Below are 19,624 nucleotides of genomic sequence, written 5' to 3'. Positions count from 1 at the left end.
TTGCAGATGAAGTTTAGATATATCTTTATTTTGATCTTGGTCTCTCTACTAGTTATAACTACTACTATAATTTTTCTAGTAAATTTTGCGGATAATACGAACTATAAATACCCAGATGGCAAAGATACCGTAGAATATTTTGGTGACGGGACTTTTCAAATTTTGAGAGGGGGGCGGGACAACTGTTTAATACTTTATAATCATCTTGCTGCTCCAACGGAAAAAGCTGTTGATAATATTGTGTCATATAAGATAAAAAAAAATATCGTATATATGGTTGGGGAAAATGGCTTCATCAAATTGGATTCAAGTACCAACACATACGTGAAAAAGAAACGGATTTCCGACTTTACTTCCGAAGATAGAGAGATATTTAATAAATTAACGGAAAAATAGAAGCTATCATAAACAAATGTGGTGGCAAGGGAGATTTAACTTGTTCACAAAGGTTAACTTAACATGCGCTTTAGTTGAGCTATTGTTATGTAAGTATTTTAAATTTATAAAGAATGGTTACCACCAGTGGTGATATTATGATTATTAAAATTGAAGGTTTCTTTTTTCAGAATTTGATTACTGGTCCCCTATGCACACAAGAAGAACTATATCAAAAGTATATACAAGCAAAAATGCTGAGTCTTAATATTAGAGATTTACCTGATATATTTTGTCGACTTCATAATTTTGATCGATTACGTTTTGAAGATGACACAGATGTTGGTTTCGTGATTGATACAGATACGGACAGGATATATAGACCGATATATTGATGTTTAAAGCGATGTATTCGAAAGATATCTTCCCATCTCCTTTAATTACAAGTAATGAAGGACTCACATAACTGGCTACTATATTCGATTTTATAATCAAAGTCGATCACAACGAAAGTTAAATAAGTTGCCTCCGAAAGAATACCGAAAGCAGCTTATAGTCTAGGGGCTTTTTTCCGTGTCTATAAAATGGGGACTTGACCACTAGCTAAGCTAGTGTTTTTTTATTTACCTGCATGCCCTATCATAGAACGTATTTAAACATATATTAAGGTAACGACAAATAAAGGAGGTTAAAAGAGATGGGTGCCTATGAAAATACAGGTGGCGGCGGTGTATGGACTTCTACAGCGGCAATTTTAGTGCTCTTTATTCTCTTAGTTATCATCACTAAATCACTTTGGGTTTAGTTTGTAAAAAGAACTGTTGGAAAATATCACTTCACTCATGGATATTCAATAGTTGAGCCCATTGAGCGCATAAGCTATTTGGCAATAGCCACCGTATTCGCTTCTCTTTCGGCAAATACTTGGTGGATTCCTGCCATAATAGTTTTGCGCTTATTGTATTTCATTTTATCTTTTCAGTAGCGAGTCAAGACCACTGCTGGCTTATCAGGCTTCTGTTAGATAAAATTCTCAAAGAGATGGTAGGATGAAGGTTGAAGTAAACAAATGTAATTACAGCATCAAAAAACCAATATATCTAAAGAGTAATGTTACTTTTACCACAGTAGGTAAGGGGCTACAGTGCTGCAAATTGATGCTAACTAGGGTTTAACTTCGAACAATTCAAACCGGGTATTGAATGTAATTATTTAAAATTTAACAGTAGATGGTGAAGCAGCAACCGAGCCTGATAAAGCACCTAGTTATGATATAATTGCAAATTATGGTATTCCGTTGGAAGGTAGTAGCTATGTGAACGATAAGGTACTCTTTGAGAAAGAACATAGAGATTAAAATACAAATATGGGGCTCCATATAAAAGGATTTTCCGACGTAACGGTACAGAATAGTGAATTTCACGACAACGGTGGGGGTTCTAAAAAATAGCCAAAGCCCATACATGTATTGTGACGATACGTGAGCTTTAGCTTTAACTAATTGCCCAAAAAGCACCAATAACTCACAATAATGACCTTGCCAGTACGAAATCACAACTAATACATATGGAGAAGTTAGTACCAAGAGTGTGAAAATTAAGACTATGAAACTGCTATTAACGGTCGGCAAACCGCTTGACAACGATTGATCCACGCCGGATCGTAGCCTTTTCCACTGCTCTAAAGTCGGCTTGATTCCAAAAGTGTATTTAAGTAAGTGAATACTCTAAATAAATCGAAAAGCTCTGTTACCTTAATTGGTCGGCAGAGCTTTTAATTGTTCACGGTTTTTAAAATATATCCAGGTATTCTTTCTGGAATTTGATGAAATCTTGCACACTGTCGTGATAGGTAAATCTACCGCCATTTTTATCAATAATCCAGTTGATATTCTCGTCATTTAACAAAATTCCATACATGCAGTGATGAAGCAGTTCAATTTGCTTTTCATCCCTAATTCGGATCAAATGTTTTTCTTGTTCGATAATGAGGTACCATTTCGTTTCTGTTTCATCTACATCCGCATCCACATACAGTATTGATACCGATAAGGGGAATGGCCAGTCAAACCATTGTCCTCGCTTGTCTTCTCTATAACCTTCAAATGCCATGGTTATTCCCTCCTACTTGGATAATTTCCTGATTAGTTTAAATGTATCTAACGTGCTGCGATTGTACGCTTAATTAGGTTCTTGTCTATCCTACTGGCACAGGAATATCGCCCCCATATTCTTCTCCTTGGCTTCACGTACACCATCATAAACATCTGTAAAAGTTCAGTGTCACTTTGGCAACCGTCTAATTCCGCTATTGTTGCACAATAGTTGTATCCGCTTTTATCGTTCATTGTTCTGATCTGTACAGTATACGGAAAACGACAGGTAATAAAGAAGCTGAACGCTTTGTTACCCGATATCAAAACGCTATTACCAATACTGTACAATTATTCTACTGAGCAATGACGTGGTCCAACATGAAGGACTGGAGATAAAAACAGGTAGCAGTGTGATGGACATAAAGGCGCGTCTGCTGGTTTTGGAAGAGGGGACCACAAGAGCGATATACGCTCTATATTGTAATCATAGGGGGCTGGGATGGTGACCAAAAGATCATTACATTTTCTCGTATGGAATAGGCGCTGTATTAAACCTCCAATGATATGGAGCAAGGCTACACTCATGTCTTGAATGTATATTATTTCTGGAGGGTCAAAAGTGAAAACCCCTTATTCACAGTCCGTTTTGCGCCATAACCAAATTTTAATGTGGCTTTGTGTTCTTTCGTTTTTAAGTGTGTTAAATGAAATGGTTCTTAATATCTCTTTACCTGATATTGCTGATGAATTCAATAAAACACCTGCCATTACAAATTGGGTGAATACTGTCTTTATGCTAAGCTTTTCTATATGAACAGCTGTATACGGAAAGCTATCTGATCAGTTAGGTATTAAAAGGTTGCTCCTGTTTGGAATCATAGTGAATTGCATAGGATCATTAATTGGATTTGTGGGACATACTTTTTTTCCAACACTTATCTTGGGGCGATTTATACAAGGGATTGGTGCAGCTGCATTTCCTTCACTTGTGATGGTCGTAGTTGCTCGCTATATCCCAAAAGAAAACAGGGGAAAGGCATATGGCCTCATCGGGTCTATCGTAGCAATGGGTGAAGGGATAGGACCGGCTATTGGTGGGGTGATTGCTCATTATATTCATTGGCTTATTTACTGCTTCTTCCTGTTTTAACGTTTGTAACTGTTCCCTTCCTGATAAAATTATTGAAAAAGGAAGTCATTTCAAAGGGCTCGTTTGACATTGCAGGAATCGTGCTTATATCTCTAGGTATTGTATTGTTTATGTTGTATACAACTTCTTACAGAATTTCTTTTCTGGTGATAAGTGTTCTATTTTTCTTGATCTTTTTAAAACATATCAGACAAGTAACCAATTCTTTTGTTGATCCTTCATTGGGGAAAAATACTGCATTTATGATAGGAATCCTTTGTGGCGGGCTTATGTTTGGTACCGTAGCTGGATTTGTTTCTATGGTCCCTTATATGATGAAAGACGTTCACCACTTAAGTACCGCAATGTTTGGCAGTGGAATTATTTTTCCTGGAACGATAAGTGTTATTTTCTTTGGTTTTCTTGGAGGAGCACTTGTTGATAAGAAAGGTTCCTTACATGTGCTAGCAGTCGGCGTTGCATTTCTTGCCGTCAGTTTTTTGGTAGCTGCTTTCTTTATTGAAATGACACCTTGGCTGATGTCTATTATTCTAGTCTTTGTTTTCGGTGGTCTTTCTTTTATTAAAACAGTAATATCCACTATTGTTTCAAGTAGTTTAAAACAAGAAGAAGCTGGCGCAGGAATGAGCTTGCTTAATTTTATAAGCTTTTTATCAGAAGGAACGGGGATTTCAGTTGTAGGAGGCTTATTGTCAATACGTCTTATTCATCAAAAATTTATACCAATCATTAATTTTCCATCTGCTTATTTATATAGCAATATGTTATTGATTTTTTCAGTGGTCATTATAATTAGCGGGATTTTATCTGTTATTGTATATAGACGTTCAGTTTCAGATTCCTGATAAGAGCAAAAAAGGATTACATGCTGAAAATGATCGCATCCTCACGTTTGAAGTAAGTGAATACTCTGAAAATAAATCAAAAGCTCTGCTAACCTTAATTGGCCGGCAGAGTTTTGTGTGCTGATCAGTTTGATTTTACTAGATACGGGAAAAGTAGCAATGCAAAGTGTGCGTACAAGATAGTATTGTTTTTAAATTCGGCCTTATTACAGAAGGATAGGCTAATTTGAATACTTAAACTTATAATACCAAAAAATCGCTTTCTCATGGGCTGTGGAAAAATTAGAATATAGCATAGTATCAACTCCGCCGATTACAAAGTTATTTTTAGCATAGAATTGACAAGCTAAAATATTCACATCCTGTGTTTCAAGCATAAGGCCAACAAGATTATTCTGCTTAGCCCACTCGGTTGCTTTACTCAATAAGGCTGCTCCGATTCCCTTGTGTCTCCAGTCTTTAGCGACGACAATATCCTCAATTAGAGCATAGCCATTCCAATTAGTACAAAGTTTAATTTTCCCAACACAGTCGTTCTCATCATAATATAAAAAAATAGATTTTCCTTGTTCATTAATATAACTGATATCGACGTCATCATCCTCATACTGTTTAAAATATGGTTCGGGAAAACTTTCTTCTATATATGACCAAATGTTGTTCTCGTATTTAGGTATAATTTTTCCTGACACAATAAAGCCGTTATTCTCATTTGACTTTTTAAAATCCCCCATATTTGAAAGTGACATTTTAATTATCATGGCTTGTCTCCTTCTGGTTTAATTTCTCTATGCACATTATTCTAAAAGAGAACCACTTTTTCCTGTCTGTTAGATTTATAAAAGAGTAAAATAGTAGCGACTGTTCAACTATGTGTGATATTTACGATCTCGTCCGCTTGCTTAAACGATTCATAGCAGTAGTTAGGTGTGCTGCTTAACACAAAAAAGCAGGAAGAATTTCTCCCGCTTTTTGCATGAAAACGATTATTAACGTCTGCGTTGTCTATCGTTTACGCTAAACAAATTAACAGCCAGTGCGTTACCTCTTGCACGCGCAGTGGCTCTTTGATTGGAACGGATGTTCAATCTTCTTCTTCTTAAATCACGTCTGCAATGTCTTCTGCTCATAATATCACCTCCCTTCAAGAAATGAAGGTGCGGTTGAATCTTAGTGGCGTTTATGCTTACGCTTGGAAATTTTGATATTCAAGGCATTGGTTGCTAGTGCATTTCCGCTTCCTGTTTTAGCAGCTGCGGCTTGAAAGACTTTAACGACCAGATATCTGTTTTTCCCGATGCGATGCTTATACGTTTTAACTCTATTTCTGATCATCTGCATATCTCCTTTGCTTAGTTCTGCTATATATATATGTCAATTGTGATAGTAATGTATCAGCATAAATCTATTAGAAGCAAAAAGAAGCTAGTACCTATATCCCTAAAGGTTAACAAAAAAACTCATGCGAACCTGTCTTCGCCTTTTCAACTTTACGTTGCAGGAGATGTTACAGGCAGGTCGGCATGAGTCTAATGTGTAGAATAAAGATAATATGCAGTTTGTATGAAAATTATTTACTATTAAGGGTGTTAAGTTTTTTTTCGTAGTATGCCTCTTGGGCAAGAATATGATTCAGTTGTTCTGAGAGCTGTTTATATTCTTGGCTGGCCTCTGGGTAATTATTTCTTTCGGAAATTACAGCTTCAAGTTGCTTTTCTAAATACCTGAAATGGATGAGTATTTGTATGTACTGAATACGATCGTAGGTTGTTATGTGTGATTTCTCTTCTGCATACAAATGATCCATTGTTGGAACTGCACAGCTTACGACGATAAATATCATAACAAACGCTGAAATTATTATTTTTTTCATTTAATTCCTCCTACAGAGCTATGAGTAATTAATATACCATATTTAGCTAAAAGAAAGAAAGATCTATTAGTTTTTCCCATAACAGTATAGCTGTTCAAGATCAGTGGGGGATTATTTGAGATGATGAGGCTGATTTTATAGTAGATACAATAGGAATAGGTTGCAAAAAGGAAAGAATAGTTGTGAGATACATAGTAAGCATAATAACAATACAAAACCGGCTTGCCCTAGGCAGCCGGTTTTGTATTAGGGGATAGAATAACGGGGAAGGAAGAACGAGAAATCAGTGGAAGTCCCGGAAGAGTCCTACAACTTTGCCCAAAATACTGACGTGTGTCAGACGAAGCGGTTCAAAGGCTGGATTTTCAGGTTGAAGCCGGATATGATCTTTTTCTTTGTAGAAGGTTTTAACTGTAGCTTCGTCTTCATCTGTCATAGCTACAACAATATCGCCATTATCAGCGGTCTGCTGCTGACGTACGATTACATAGTCTCCGTTAGCAATCCCAGCCTCAATCATGCTTTCGCCTACAACAGATAACATGAATATTTTATCCTCACCAACAAAGTGTTGGGGAAGAGGAAAGTAATCTTCAATATTTTCTGTCGCCGTAATAGGAAGACCAGCGGTTACTTTGCCGACGACGGGGACACGACTAATGGAGTAATTAATCAAGTTGCTGTTATCCGATTCGTCTTGACCGAGTAACTCAATAGCCCGTGGTTTTGTAGGATCGCGGCGAATGAGTCCTTTTTTCTCTAAACGATCCAAATGACCGTGAACCGTAGAACTGGAGGCCAATCCGACAGCCTCGCCTATTTCGCGTACAGAAGGGGGGTATCCCTTTAGACGCACTTCATTGCGGATAAATTCAAGAATGGCCTGCTGGCGGCTCGAAATCTTAGACATACCGTATCAACCCCATTTAGTAACGTTTGGGAAAATTATAGCATAGAACCTCCGTTCGTACAAACATAAGTTCTAAATAATCCCTAAAAATAATTGCGAACTTTTGTTCTCTTTTCTATTGAACAAAACAAACGTTCGTGTTATATTGTGAAAACATAAGAACAAACGTTTGGAGGACACAACCATGATGAAATATAGCACCTATCAAAGTATTTTTCCAATGAATATAGAAAATTTACAGGAGACCCGAAAAGAGGGTAGGGCGCGTTTTATGCAGATTATTACCCATACTCTTTTACTTAAGCTTCTTATTATAATGATTGTTGCTTGGATTGCAGGAGCAGGTGTACTTACGGTTTTCGCGGCTCCTTCAGCTTCCAAGGAAGAAGTGACTAAACTGACAGTACAACCTGGGGATACGTTGTGGCAGATTGCCGCGAATCATAAACCGGAACGAATGGATACACGGGTATATATAGAAGGAATTGTGCGGATTAACGGTTTAGAGGATCGGGGAGTGCAGGCAGGTCAGGTACTCAAGCTTCCTGACTTATGATCTATAGACTATTAGAGCTTGTCAGGGAGCGTAATGCGGGAGCCTTGACAAGCTCTTTTCTACATGTCAAAGTGTATTATATCTTTGCTTTTATGGAGGGGACACAATTTGGATATAGACAGCTTGGTACAGCGCATTAATGAATTAGCGCGCAAAGCAAAATCCGAGGGATTAACAGAAGAGGAAACCACAGAACGTGCCAACCTTCGGGAAATTTATTTAGGTAACATTCGCCGTAATTTTCGGCAGCAGCTAGAAACGATTGAATTTGTGGACGATGATACATCGAAGGGAAATGACGGGCTGAAGCATTAATGTTGTTAAAGCGCCCAAGCCTGCAATTTGCCTTTTGTTTTAGGTACCTCTCATGGTATCTATATAGATCAGCTTTGAGGCAATTGTTTTAATGTAATATATCTGGGAAGGAATTGAGAGATGGCCCGATCATTTGAAAGAAAAGTACGCAAAAACACAGCGCATTTAAATAAATCGCGCAAAAAGCAAGGTATTCAAACCATTAGCGGCGCAGGTTCTGCAATGGATATTTTCCGTGGACGTAACATTACTGTGCCAATTATGCTGGCTGGTCTTTCTGTATTGTACATGCTTATGAGTTACTTTTTGACTAAGACCGGTATGCGAGGGATGGATTGGCTTGTATTCGGCCTGTACTTGATGCTGGCTGTTATCTTTTTTATCCGTCGTCCTTATCTGAAAGTGGGAAAGGATACTCTCTATATGCTGAAAGGTGGTAGGGAACGTCCAATGACCGCTGGGGACATGAAAGCCATCAAGATTGAAAAGGGTTACGTAACCGTTGAAAGAAAAGGTAAGGGTGGTAATTTTATTTTCACAAAATCATTAGGTCGCTATGACACGGATGCCATTGCAGAGCGACTTGAGAAGTTTGCGCTATCCAATCAGATACAGGTTGACAAGAAATAACTGATTTAGCCTGTACTCTGTAACAAAGGCCGTATGATGTTATTTCATATAACATGCTGCGGCCGCTTGCTTAATATGGGCACACATAACGATTCAAATGCTTAATCAAGCAAATAGGCGTACATATACTGTGGAAAGAGAGTGGATAATTCAGATGACGATTCAGGCGGTAATGTTTGATCTTGATGATACCCTTTTGTGGGATGAACGTAGTGTAGAAGAGGCATTTGATGCAGCGTGTCAAACAGGCTCCCGTGAAGCAGGTGTTGATCCAAAAGCTTTGGAGGAAGCCGTACGTAAAGAAGCACGCGCTTTGTATGAATCCTATGAAACTTTTAGTTTTACTCAAATGATCGGCATTAATCCGTTTGAAGGATTGTGGGCGAATTTTACAGCAGGTGAGCAACCTGAATTCCGTCAATTGGAACAGTTGGCCCCTGTTTATCGAAAGGAATCATGGCGCAGAGGACTCCAGCAACTAGGGATAGATAATGAGAAGTTGGCGGAAAAGCTGGCTACCCAATTTGCTTCGGAAAGACGCGCACGTCCCCATGTATATGAAGAAACGTTTGAAATTCTAGAACAATTGAAGGGACAATACAAGCTATTATTATTGACAAACGGTTCCCCTGATTTACAACAGGAGAAACTGGATGGAGTTCCTCAATTAGCTCCTTTCTTTGATCATGTGGTCATTTCAGGTTCATTTGGTCGAGGCAAGCCTGATCCGTCTATATTCCAGCATGCGTTGGGGCTTCTTGGTATTGAGCCTGAACATGCTTTAATGGTAGGAGATAAGCTGACGACTGATATTCAAGGAGCGTTGGCAGCAGGTGTTCACTCGGTGTGGGTGAACCGAAACGCCAAAACCAATACCACAGAGATCAAGCCGAAGTTCCAAATCAAGCATCTGTCTGAATTGGACGGAATTATTCAATCGTTAAAGTAAGAAATCCACAGTCTTTGGAAACGAGTATTAAGAAAACTCCCTTCGCTCGATTGTCACAGAGCAGAGGGAGTTTTTTATTTACACAAGGATAAATTCGTAATTATGCTTTAATGAAGGTTGGATCTTCGAACGGTTCCGCAATCCAGCCATTTTCTTCAATGAACAAGCGGACTGCCACGATCTTTTGATTCTCCATTAAAGTGAAAAAGTGAGGTATATTTTCGGGTACGGAGATAACGTCCCCCGGTGAAAGCTCTACGTTAAAATAGCCGATCTCTTCAGGTCCTTTAATGATAAAGATGCCTTTACCAGCGACAATGGCACGGATTTCATCCTCGGTATGGGTGTGAATTTGCTCAAACTTGGCCAGCAGATCGTCCAAATTCGGCGTTGCTTCAGATAGAGTGATAACGTCCCATATTTTATATCCGCGACGTGCGGCTAAATCCTTGATTTCGGGTTCAAATGTTTTGAGAACAGCGGCCTTTTGATCATCTGTTAAGGTAAAGTTCTCTTGCAGTTCCCCGGACAATTTGGAAGCATCCCAATGTTCATACAATATCTCGTGACTCTCCAGAAATTCACGTACTTGTTCTTCACCGCTAATTCTTTCATTCGTATTACGTATTAAGATTTCGGCCATGTGTTTATCCCCTCTTTTCCACTTGGATTAATGTTGTATAAAGAATACCATGTCTTGAAACGTTGTACAATACAGGATTTCAACATTTTATAATGCAAATGAACATAGCTAAAGGATGCAGGGTTAAGTACGTTTAATAATGCTACAAACTATAAAAATGGATAAGAGAAGTCGTTTTTACAAAGAACAACCTGTATAAAACGTATGTTTTTACTTCAATCTATCTAAATGATACGGTTTCTGCTAAACTAGGATTTAACGTTTTGCGGGGGTGAAGAAATTTGGATAAAGTTAGCTTGCAGGATGCATTACAACGAAGAATACTCCTTCTTGATGGGGCCATGGGCACCATGATTCAACAGGAAGACCTTTCCCCCGATGATTTTGGTGGGGAAGAGCTGGAGGGCTGTAATGAAATGCTGGTCTTAACGAGACCGGATGTCATTCAAGGGATTCATGAAGCATACTTGAAGGCCGGAGCAGACCTAATTGAAACGAATACATTTGGAGCAACATCCGTCGTTTTGGCGGATTACGATATACCAGAACGTGCCCGTGAAATTAATCTGGTGGCGGCCAAGCTGGCGCGTAACGCGGTGGATAAATACAGCACTGCGGACAAGCCTCGTTTTGTAGTAGGAGCTATGGGCCCAACCACGAAAACCTTGTCTGTCACAGGCGGTGTTACATTTGCTGAGCTGGTTGACAGCTATCAAGAGCAGGCCTTGGCACTTATTGAAGGCGGCGTGGATGTACTCCTTTTGGAGACCTCACAGGATACGCTTAACGTCAAGGCTGGAAGTATCGGAATTCGGCAGGCTTTTGAGCAGACAGGTATCGAGCTTCCGCTAATGATTTCAGGCACGATTGAGCCTATGGGAACGACGTTGGCCGGACAAAATATCGAATCCTTTTCCATATCACTGGAACACTTACATCCAATTTCGATTGGGTTGAATTGTGCTACGGGTCCAGAGTTTATGCGTGATCATATTCGCTCTCTGTCTGAAATGTCCTCTGCAGCTATTAGCTGTTATCCAAATGCGGGCTTGCCCGATGAAAATGGCCAATACCATGAATCGCCTGATTCATTAGCACGTAAAATGGCTGCTTTCGCTGAAAAAGGCTGGTTGAATATTGCTGGGGGATGTTGTGGTACCACGCCTGAGCATATTCGAGTTATGAGTGAAAGTATGTCGCAGTTTGAGCCGCGTCCGCTGGTAGGTCATCATCCTCCTGCCGTATCAGGCATTGAGCCTGTATATATTGAACAGGACAATCGTCCGTATATGGTTGGTGAGCGAACAAATGTTCTTGGCTCCCGCAAATTCAAGCGTTTGATTGTGGAAGGCAAATATGAAGAGGCGTCTGAAATTGCCCGTGCTCAGGTAAAAAGCGGAGCGCATGTCATTGATATTTGTGTGCAGGACCCGGACCGCGATGAAATGACGGATATGGAAGCGTTTTTGAAACTGGTTGTAAACAAGGTAAAAGTACCTTTGGTGATAGATACAACGGATATTAAAGTCATTGATAAAGCACTTCAATATTCGCAAGGTAAGGCGATTATTAACTCCATTAATCTGGAGGATGGTGAAGAGAAATTTGAGAACATGGCTCCTCTTATTCATAAGTACGGCGCAGCTGTTGTTGTTGGTACGATTGATGAACGCGGACAGGCTATTTCACGTGAGGATAAGCTTGAGGTAGCTAAACGTTCTTATGATCTGTTGGTGAACCGTTACGGTTTGGCAGCGGAGGATCTAATTTTTGATACGCTTGTATTTCCAGTAGGAACAGGTGATGAGCAATATATCGGTTCAGCTAAGGAAACGATTGAGGGTATTCGCATTATTAAAGAGGCGCTTCCCGGAGTGCATACTATCTTGGGCATCAGTAACGTTTCTTTTGGTTTGCCGGAAGCGGGTCGTGAAGTGCTCAATTCCGTCTACTTATATGAATGTACCAAAGCAGGTCTGGACTATGCGATTGTAAACACTGAGAAGCTTGAGCGTTATGCATCCATTCCAGAGCATGAGCGGAAACTTGCGGAAGACTTGATCTATAAAACAAATGACGATACTTTATCCGCTTTTGTAGCAGCTTTTCGTAACAAGAAAGTGGAGAAAAAAGAAAAGATATCAAACCTTTCGCTCGAAGAAAGACTGGCTTCCTACGTAGTGGAGGGAAGTAAGGAGGGACTCATTCCGGATCTGGAGCAAGCGCTTGTGAAATATTCTTCGCTGGAGATTATTAACGGCCCGCTGATGAAGGGGATGGAGGAAGTAGGACGACTGTTTAACAATAACGAATTGATTGTAGCAGAGGTGCTGCAAAGCGCTGAAGTGATGAAGGCGTCCGTGGCTTATTTAGAGCCGTTCATGGAGAAGAATGAATCCTCAGTAAAAGGTAAGATTTTGTTGGCTACAGTCAAAGGTGATGTGCATGACATTGGTAAGAATCTGGTGGAGATTATTCTATCCAACAATGGTTACCATATTGTGAATCTGGGTATAAAAGTACCACCAGAACGCATTATTGAGGCTTACCGTGAAGAAAAGGCCGACATGATTGGCTTATCCGGGTTGCTTGTTAAATCGGCACAACAAATGGTGCTGACCGCACAGGATTTGAAAAATGCGAATATTGATATTCCAATAATGGTGGGTGGAGCTGCTTTAACACGTAAGTTCACTAAAAATCGTATCCGTCCTGAGTATGATGGTCTGGTTGCCTATGCAAAGGATGCTATGGATGGCCTAGATATTGCCAATAAGCTTATGAATCCTGAGTCCCGTAAAAAAATGGCCGAGGAGATGGAGGCTGAGCGAGAAGCTGAAGCGGCAATCGTCGTGGAAGCCAAGCCGCTCCCTAAACTCACTCGAGCTGTGCGCTCTAACATTGCTCAGGATCTGCCCGTCTATATTCCACCAGATACGGATCGCCATGTACTGCGTAACTATCCACTGAATTATATTTTGCCTTACGTGAATATGCAGATGCTAATGGGGCATCATCTTGGTTTAAAAGGCAATGTTGAGCAGCTGCTGGCTTCGGAAGATCCGAAAGCGATTCAGTTGAAGGAAACCGTGGACAGCATCATGTTTGAAGCTGTGACAGACGGAATCATCCAGGCACATGCCATGTATCGTTTCTTTCCAGCGCAGTCGCAAGGGAATCAAATTCTGATCTATGATCCGTCGGATGTGAGCAAGGTACTGCACACATTTACATTTCCGCGCCAGCAGGTAGAGCCTTATCTGTGTCTGGCTGATTTCTTGAAATCAGTGGAATCCGGAGTTATGGACTATGTGGGTTTCATGGTCGTTACAGCTGGTCATGGGATTCAGCAGATATCTACCCAGTGGAAAGATAAAGGGGATTATCTGCGCTCGCATGCACTTCAAGCGGTAGCACTCGAAGTAGCAGAAGGGTTAGCGGAACGGCTTCACCATATTATCAGGGATAGCTGGGGTTTTCCGGACCCTGCCGATATGACAATGAAACAGCGGCACGGTGCCAGATATCAAGGCATTCGGGTATCCTTTGGCTACCCTGCATGTCCAGATCTGGAGGAACAGGGGCCGTTGTTCCAGTTGTTAAAACCTGAGGATATTGGCGTTGAGCTGACGGAAGGGTTTATGATGGAACCGGAGGCTTCTGTATCAGCCATGGTGTTCAGCCACCCTCAGGCGCAGTATTTTAACGTCGAAAAGGTTTAACACCTTTATCAGATGGGATAGCAAATACCCTCCGAGCTTCGGAGGTTTTTTGCTGGTCAGCAGGAAGAAGGTTAATGTTATGGAATTTTATTTTCTCGGTACAAATGCAGGGGTGCCTACGATTCAGCGAAATGTAACGTCCATCGCTCTTCGTTTGCTGGAAGAACGAAGAAGCATGTGGCTGTTCGACTGCGGTGAAGGCACTCAACAAGAGGTATTGCGTTCGCCGCTCAAACTAAGCAGACTTGAAAAAATATTTATCACCCATTTGCATGGGGATCATCTTTTTGGTCTGCCGGGGCTGCTGTCGAGCAGAGCGTACCAGGGGGGAACGACACCACTGACGGTATATGGACCGCCTGGAATCCAGCAATATATCGAGCTATCTTTAGGGATCAGCCAATCGCGTATCAATTACCAACTACATATTGTGGAGCATACGGGCGGGGTTCTGTTTGATGACGGACAATTCCGGGTAGAGTCAGCTTTGCTGGATCATCGGATCGACAGCTATGGCTACCGAGTTGTAGAGATGGATAAGCCCGGTAAGCTTAACCAAGAACTGTTGGAGCGATATGGAATCAAGCCCGGCCCGGTGTACGGTAAGTTAAAGCGTGGGGAAAGCGTGGAGGTAGAGGGTGGAGTTATTTTGCACCCTCAGGATGTTTTGGGTTCGCCGAAAAAGGGGCGTATCATCACGATTTTGGGGGATACGAGACCTTGTCCGAATACGGTAGTGCTGGCTCAAGATGCAACTGTCGTCGTTCATGAAGCCACTTTTCTGCATGAACTGGCAGATACAGCGTACGAGTATCATCATAGTACGGCGCTTCAGGCAGCGGAGGCTGCAAAAGCCGCAGGTGCGGGTCAGCTAATCATGACACATTTTAGTTCTAGGTATAAAGATCAGGAGCAGCTTCAGCCATTGCTGGAGGAAGCGCGAAGCATATTTCCCAATTCATTGCTTGCGGAGCAGCATGTGTTGTTACCGGTACCCGATATCGGTTAATAAACGATTGGAGAAAGATATGTGCATGGGTACCGGGGCTTGCTCCGGTGCCTTTGTTTTTCACCGAAATTATTTTCCGGGAAAGCGCAGGATGCGACAAGAGATGAGAACCCGCACACGGTGGTGGGGATGAATTTGTTCTACCACATATGGAGGCATGTCATATTCGCGTTTCTATATATCGAATTTAAAGGATTTTATGTCTTGAGCATGACCAGGAAATACAGAAGATTTCCTTTGAGGAAATAGCGCCTTCGATGGATTTCGACGAAGATGTGAACTTATGTCATGTGAAAGCGACGGCTTTTAGCGAGGAATGGCGCTATTTTGCACGGTTTACCAGCAATTCATGGACTTCATAAGCATTTTTGACTTAAGATAGATGAGATGAATGGAGACGGCCGATTATTTTATGACCTGAATCATTAAGGTGGTTAAATAAGAAGGAGAACATCGTTCATAGGATGAATTATAATTTTCAATGCTATGATGTGAATGGATTTGAAGTGGGGGAGGGGATTGCGATAAAATCGTTACTAATTGATCTGGATGGAACCCTTTATCATGGAAATCGGATGATCAAGGGTGCGGATCTGTTCATATCCCGATTGCGTACAGACCAGATACCTTATGCTTATGTTACAAACAATGCTTCACGCACACCCGAATCGGTGGCTGAGCATTTGGTTGGTATGGGAATTAAAGCGGCCAGCCATGAAGTATATACTTCGGCGTTAGCAGCTGCACAATATGTAGCACAGCAAAGTCCTGGAGCTCGTGTATATTGTATTGGTGAGACAGGATTACGTGATGCACTCACAGGAGCCGGTTTGCAGCTTGTTGAGAACCATCCTGATTATGTGGTGCAGGGGATAGATCGTCAATTTACATATGATGCGCTGGCCGCTGCCATGCGTTGGATTCGGGAAGGAGCCACTTTTATTTTGACAAACCCGGATCTCCAATTGCCTTCACATGATGGGCTAACGCCAGGAGCAGGTACGATTGGAGCAGCAATTGAAGCGGCTTCACAGGTAAAGCCTATTGTCATCGGTAAGCCTTCAAGCGTATTGATGAATTATGCACTGAACCGCTTAAATATTAGGGCGGATGAAGCTCTGGTTGTGGGCGATAATATGCTTACAGATATTGCGGCAGGTGCAGCAGCAGGTTGTAAAACAGCTCTGATCCTGTCGGGCGTGACGACCCGCGCTAATATGGACGAGCATGTGCGTACCGTTGGAGTAAAACCTGACCTGATGTTTGAAAATCTCGCTGAATTGCAGGACTGGATGAAAGAAGAGCTGAGATAATAGAAAAAAGTATATGTCTTAGAAAACTTGCGAGCATTAAAAGCTATGTAGCTACGAAAGGAAAGATGTTGATATGCCGGAACTTCCTGAAATGGAAAACTACAGAATCTTATTATCCAAACAAATTTTGGACATTCCGATTACTGGAGTGACGGTTAGCCGTGAAAAGTCCATTAATACTGAAGTGGAAACGTTTGAGAAGCAATTGCTCGGAACGACCGTTGTATATTTAGAGCGTCGAGGCAAGCATTTGATTTTTCATTTAAACACGGGCGGGCGGCTCGTACTTCATCTGATGTTGGGAGGGCTGTTATTTCTGGGAACGGAGGAGCAGCGTCCAGATCGTACAGTTCAGATCGAATTAGATTTTAGTGGAGTAAAGCTTTATTTTATCGGACTGCGCTTAGGTTATCTGCACTTGCTGACGGCTAAAGAAACAGAGGAGGCTTTGTCAGACCTGGGACCTGACCCGTTAGACCGCCGCATGACGTTGGAAAAGTTTACAGCACGGCTGAAGGGACGCCGGGGGATTTTAAAAACAACACTGGTGAATCAGCAGATTTTTTCAGGTATTGGCAATTGTTATTCGGACGAAATTGCTTATATCGCCGGATTTACACCGGGTTCCAAAGTACAAAACATTGTGCAGTCGCCAGAAAAAGTGGAAAAGCTATACCATGCCACTCAATCCGTACTACGTGAAGCTACTGCGGAAGGTGGGTACATGGAAATGCCTCTAATGGAGGGAGACACACTAACAGGTGGATTTGATCATCAGTGTCGAGTATATGACCGCGAAGGAGAAGAATCTCCAAGTGGAGGGAAAATTGTAAGGGTTGAACTGGCGGGGAAAAAAGCATTTTATTGCCCGGTACAGCAGCATGATGCCTAAATTGCTCATTGGCTCCCATGTGAGTACGCGTGGTGGCTTTTCCAAAGCCGCTATGCGTGCGCGAGAGCAGGGGGGGCGTTCATTTCAATATTTCCCGAAAAATCCTCGTAGTCTTAGGTTGAAGGAATGGAGTGCTACTGATGCTGCTGCTTGCAACGCTTACTGTATAGAGCATCAGCTTCATTCCATTGCTCATTCGCCATATCCCGTTAATCCGGCTCATGGGTCCGATAGTGGTCAGGAACTTTATGAGCAGACGATTGCTTCATTACGCAATGATCTGGATATTGCTGAAGCCTGTGGGTCAAAAGGGATTGTCGTTCATTTTGGTCACATGCATTCGTTAGACCCTCTAGAGGGCTATCGTAACATCATTAACTGTTTTAATGATGTGCTGGAAGGCTGGCAGGGAAATGCTAAAATATTGATTGAAAATCAGGCGGGGGATCATGGACCTATGGGAACCACGCTTGAGGAAATGGTGAAAATCCGTCAGTTGTGCCGGTATCCTGACAGTATCGGCTTTTGCTTGGACACTTGTCATGCGTATGCAGCAGGATTGTGGAACGGTGGAATGGACGAGGCTTTGATCGATAAAGGAAACCGTCTCGGCTATTGGTCAGCTCTATGCGGAGTTCATTTGAACGATTCTAAATACCCGTATGGCTCTAAAAAAGACAGACACGCTCGTGTGGGGCAAGGCTACATTGGTACTGAGGGCATGCGCTGGATGACAGATCAGGAGGCTGTAAGAGGCATTCCTATCGTTTTGGAGAGTGAGACGGGACCTGATGGGACACATCAGGAGGATATTCAAATGATTCTAAGCTGGGAGTAAATCAGTCTGATTGATAATAACTATCTTTGAGACTTGTGAGCTTGCATATATGGGAAAAGGAGGAGAAGTTGATGTATTTGTTTATGGACGATTATCGGCCTTGTCCTCCGGGCTTTAAGCTGGCAAGAGATGCGGAAGAGTGTCTGCTGCTGCTTCATGAATATCCTATTACGATACTATCGCTAGATTATGATTTGGGTTCAGGTCAACCCACGGGAAAAGATGTGGCTGCTGCTATCGCAGGGAAACGGTTATATCCGCGTGAAATTTACTTGCATTCCTCCAGTCCAGAGGGGCGGCGAGCCATGTATGAGCTGCTCTATGCGAATAAGCCAGAGGGAGTCACCGTGCATAATGGGCCCATACCCGAGGAGCGTATGCGAGAGATCAGAAAAGGGTCTGAACAATGAAAGAGATCGGACAAAAAGACGCGCGCCGTGCCATATGGGAGGGATGCAAGCTGGCTTTGTTTGTGTACACTCCCATGTGCGGAACATGCGCGGCTGCCCGTAAGATGCTGGAGGTAGCAGAGCATTTGCTCCCCGAAGGAGCAGTGGTGCAGAGCAACATTAACTATATTCCTGAACTGGTACAGGAGTACCGGATATCCAGCGTTCCCGCGCTTCTTATATATAATGGTGAAAACAATAATCCTGAAATCATCTACAAAATGGAATCTGTAGAACACTTGCTGAGCAAAATAAGGAGCGTGATGGAATGATATCCATGAAGAGCATTACGTTGCAGCGGGAAGAAAGACGGATATTGGACGATGTAAGCCTGGATATACGAGAAGGTCAACATTGGGCTATTCTGGGTCGCAATGGTTCCGGTAAAACAACTTTGCTGGAAATGATGACAGGGTATATGTTTCCAAGTAGTGGTACGGTTGAAGTGCTTGGGCAAATGTATGGTCAATGTGATGTGCGGGAGGTCCGCAAGCAGATCGGATATATCAGTCAGACCTTATTGGAAAAGCTGGCGCTAAAAGATCCAGTTTGGGAAGTAGTCGCTACAGGTGCGTATGCTTTTTTGCGCTTTTATCAGGAAATTCCAACAGAGGCAAAAGAAAAGGCCATTTCTTTGCTGGAGGGTATGAATTTAGGTGACTTGATTCATCATCCGCTGGGGACGTTATCTCAAGGAGAACGTAAAAAGGTGATGTTGGCCCGCTCACTGATGGCGGAACCCCGTCTGCTAATTATGGACGAGCCTTGTGCTGGGTTGGATCTATTTGAGCGGGAAAAAATGCTGGTCGAGATTGATCGGCTCCGCAAGCGGGACTTATCAGTGGTCTATGTGACTCATCACATTGAGGAGATTGTCCCCCTATTTACACATGTTGCATTGATTCGTGATGGTAAGGTTGCAGCAGCTGGACCGAAAAAAGAAGTTTTAACGAAAGAATTGATTATGCACACATATGAAGTTTCGGTTGAGCTGGATTGGGATGGAGAACGTCCCTGGATTCGGGTGTGCGCTGGAGGGTAATGTTATTTTGGAGGAACT

General features: G+C 42.0%; 21 protein-coding genes and 1 pseudogene. 15 read left to right on the top strand and 7 right to left on the bottom strand.

Annotation, left to right across the window (positions count from 1 at the left end):
* Positions 1 to 6: 6 nt before the first annotated feature.
* Together MHH57_RS13640 and MHH57_RS13635 are read left to right on the top strand one after the other, a co-directional pair.
* On the top strand, positions 7 to 396 hold the full coding sequence (locus MHH57_RS13640) for a hypothetical protein (protein WP_039271255.1): 390 nt from the start codon (positions 7 to 9) through the stop codon (positions 394 to 396).
* Positions 397 to 1,072: 676 nt separating this feature from the next.
* Positions 1,073 to 1,180, top strand: coding sequence for a sporulation protein YjcZ (locus MHH57_RS13635; protein ID WP_080658622.1), 108 nt, complete (start codon positions 1,073 to 1,075; stop codon positions 1,178 to 1,180).
* A gap of 985 nt (positions 1,181 to 2,165) precedes the next feature.
* Here MHH57_RS13635 and MHH57_RS13630 read toward each other — a convergent pair.
* Complete coding sequence (locus MHH57_RS13630) at positions 2,166 to 2,486, bottom strand: hypothetical protein (protein ID WP_029517409.1); 321 nt, start codon at positions 2,484 to 2,486, stop codon at positions 2,166 to 2,168.
* 603 nt (positions 2,487 to 3,089) lie between these two features.
* Between MHH57_RS13630 and tet the strand changes: the two are divergent.
* Positions 3,090 to 4,465: pseudogene (gene tet, locus MHH57_RS13625) on the top strand (Tet(L)/Tet(K)/Tet(45) family tetracycline efflux MFS transporter).
* Positions 4,466 to 4,686: 221 nt separating this feature from the next.
* Here tet and MHH57_RS13620 read toward each other — a convergent pair.
* From MHH57_RS13620 to lexA, 5 genes are all read right to left on the bottom strand, one after another.
* On the bottom strand, positions 4,687 to 5,226 hold the full coding sequence (locus MHH57_RS13620; RefSeq protein ID WP_029517410.1) for a GNAT family N-acetyltransferase: 540 nt from the start codon (positions 5,224 to 5,226) through the stop codon (positions 4,687 to 4,689).
* Between the two features lie 228 nt (positions 5,227 to 5,454).
* Positions 5,455 to 5,595 (bottom strand): hypothetical protein, encoded by a 141-nt coding sequence (locus MHH57_RS13615; protein ID WP_165146693.1) that lies wholly within the window; start codon positions 5,593 to 5,595, stop codon positions 5,455 to 5,457.
* A 40-nt stretch (positions 5,596 to 5,635) separates the two neighbouring features.
* Complete coding sequence (locus MHH57_RS13610; RefSeq protein WP_013310546.1) at positions 5,636 to 5,800, bottom strand: hypothetical protein; 165 nt, start codon at positions 5,798 to 5,800, stop codon at positions 5,636 to 5,638.
* A 235-nt stretch (positions 5,801 to 6,035) separates the two neighbouring features.
* Positions 6,036 to 6,338, bottom strand: a complete 303-nt coding sequence (locus MHH57_RS13605) for a hypothetical protein (protein WP_029517411.1) — start codon at positions 6,336 to 6,338, stop codon at positions 6,036 to 6,038.
* Between the two features lie 283 nt (positions 6,339 to 6,621).
* Positions 6,622 to 7,248 (bottom strand): transcriptional repressor LexA, encoded by a 627-nt coding sequence (gene lexA, locus MHH57_RS13600; protein WP_013310545.1) that lies wholly within the window; start codon positions 7,246 to 7,248, stop codon positions 6,622 to 6,624.
* A gap of 187 nt (positions 7,249 to 7,435) precedes the next feature.
* Between lexA and MHH57_RS13595 the strand changes: the two genes are divergently transcribed.
* From MHH57_RS13595 to MHH57_RS13580, 4 genes are all read left to right on the top strand, one after another.
* On the top strand, positions 7,436 to 7,804 hold the full coding sequence (locus MHH57_RS13595) for a LysM peptidoglycan-binding domain-containing protein (protein WP_049816988.1): 369 nt from the start codon (positions 7,436 to 7,438) through the stop codon (positions 7,802 to 7,804).
* Positions 7,805 to 7,912: 108 nt separating this feature from the next.
* The gene (locus MHH57_RS13590; protein WP_029517413.1) at positions 7,913 to 8,119 is read left to right on the top strand and encodes a DUF896 domain-containing protein; all 207 of its coding nucleotides are present in this window, start codon (positions 7,913 to 7,915) and stop codon (positions 8,117 to 8,119) included.
* Positions 8,120 to 8,239: 120 nt separating this feature from the next.
* A complete protein-coding gene (locus tag MHH57_RS13585) occupies positions 8,240 to 8,749 on the top strand; it encodes a hypothetical protein (protein WP_025724118.1) in 510 nt (169 codons plus the stop codon).
* 154 nt (positions 8,750 to 8,903) lie between these two features.
* A complete protein-coding gene (locus tag MHH57_RS13580) occupies positions 8,904 to 9,698 on the top strand; it encodes an HAD family hydrolase (protein WP_029517414.1) in 795 nt (264 codons plus the stop codon).
* Positions 9,699 to 9,798: 100 nt separating this feature from the next.
* Here the strand turns inward: MHH57_RS13580 and MHH57_RS13575 are convergent, their stop codons facing one another.
* Positions 9,799 to 10,341 (bottom strand): cupin domain-containing protein, encoded by a 543-nt coding sequence (locus MHH57_RS13575; protein ID WP_029517415.1) that lies wholly within the window; start codon positions 10,339 to 10,341, stop codon positions 9,799 to 9,801.
* Positions 10,342 to 10,622: 281 nt separating this feature from the next.
* Between MHH57_RS13575 and metH the strand changes: the two genes are divergently transcribed.
* From metH to MHH57_RS13535, 8 genes are all read left to right on the top strand, one after another.
* Complete coding sequence (gene metH / locus MHH57_RS13570) at positions 10,623 to 14,063, top strand: methionine synthase (RefSeq protein WP_342434210.1); 3,441 nt, start codon at positions 10,623 to 10,625, stop codon at positions 14,061 to 14,063.
* A gap of 79 nt (positions 14,064 to 14,142) precedes the next feature.
* Positions 14,143 to 15,072, top strand: coding sequence for a ribonuclease Z (gene rnz, locus MHH57_RS13565; protein ID WP_029517417.1), 930 nt, complete (start codon positions 14,143 to 14,145; stop codon positions 15,070 to 15,072).
* 464 nt (positions 15,073 to 15,536) lie between these two features.
* Positions 15,537 to 16,385, top strand: coding sequence for a TIGR01457 family HAD-type hydrolase (locus MHH57_RS13560; RefSeq protein ID WP_081317588.1), 849 nt, complete (start codon positions 15,537 to 15,539; stop codon positions 16,383 to 16,385).
* A 73-nt stretch (positions 16,386 to 16,458) separates the two neighbouring features.
* Positions 16,459 to 17,277 (top strand): DNA-formamidopyrimidine glycosylase family protein, encoded by an 819-nt coding sequence (locus MHH57_RS13555; protein WP_025724124.1) that lies wholly within the window; start codon positions 16,459 to 16,461, stop codon positions 17,275 to 17,277.
* On the top strand, positions 17,267 to 18,115 hold the full coding sequence (locus tag MHH57_RS13550) for a deoxyribonuclease IV (protein ID WP_342435176.1): 849 nt from the start codon (positions 17,267 to 17,269) through the stop codon (positions 18,113 to 18,115). Before MHH57_RS13555 ends, MHH57_RS13550 begins: the two co-directional genes overlap by 11 nt.
* Positions 18,116 to 18,186: 71 nt before the next feature.
* Positions 18,187 to 18,525 (top strand): cyclic-phosphate processing receiver domain-containing protein, encoded by a 339-nt coding sequence (locus tag MHH57_RS13545; protein ID WP_029517420.1) that lies wholly within the window; start codon positions 18,187 to 18,189, stop codon positions 18,523 to 18,525.
* On the top strand, positions 18,522 to 18,836 hold the full coding sequence (locus MHH57_RS13540) for a thioredoxin family protein (RefSeq protein ID WP_029517421.1): 315 nt from the start codon (positions 18,522 to 18,524) through the stop codon (positions 18,834 to 18,836). Before MHH57_RS13545 ends, MHH57_RS13540 begins: the two co-directional genes overlap by 4 nt.
* Positions 18,833 to 19,606 (top strand): ATP-binding cassette domain-containing protein, encoded by a 774-nt coding sequence (locus MHH57_RS13535; RefSeq protein ID WP_342434209.1) that lies wholly within the window; start codon positions 18,833 to 18,835, stop codon positions 19,604 to 19,606. The genes MHH57_RS13540 and MHH57_RS13535 overlap by 4 nt, the downstream gene beginning before the upstream one ends.
* Positions 19,607 to 19,624 lie beyond the last annotated feature (18 nt).

Source organism: Paenibacillus sp. FSL H7-0442, from assembly GCF_038593105.1.
GTDB lineage: Bacteria > Bacillota > Bacilli > Paenibacillales > Paenibacillaceae > Paenibacillus > Paenibacillus polymyxa_D.
The sequence above is the reverse complement of the archived record's forward strand: the minus strand, read 5'-3'. Positions and strand labels throughout refer to the sequence as shown.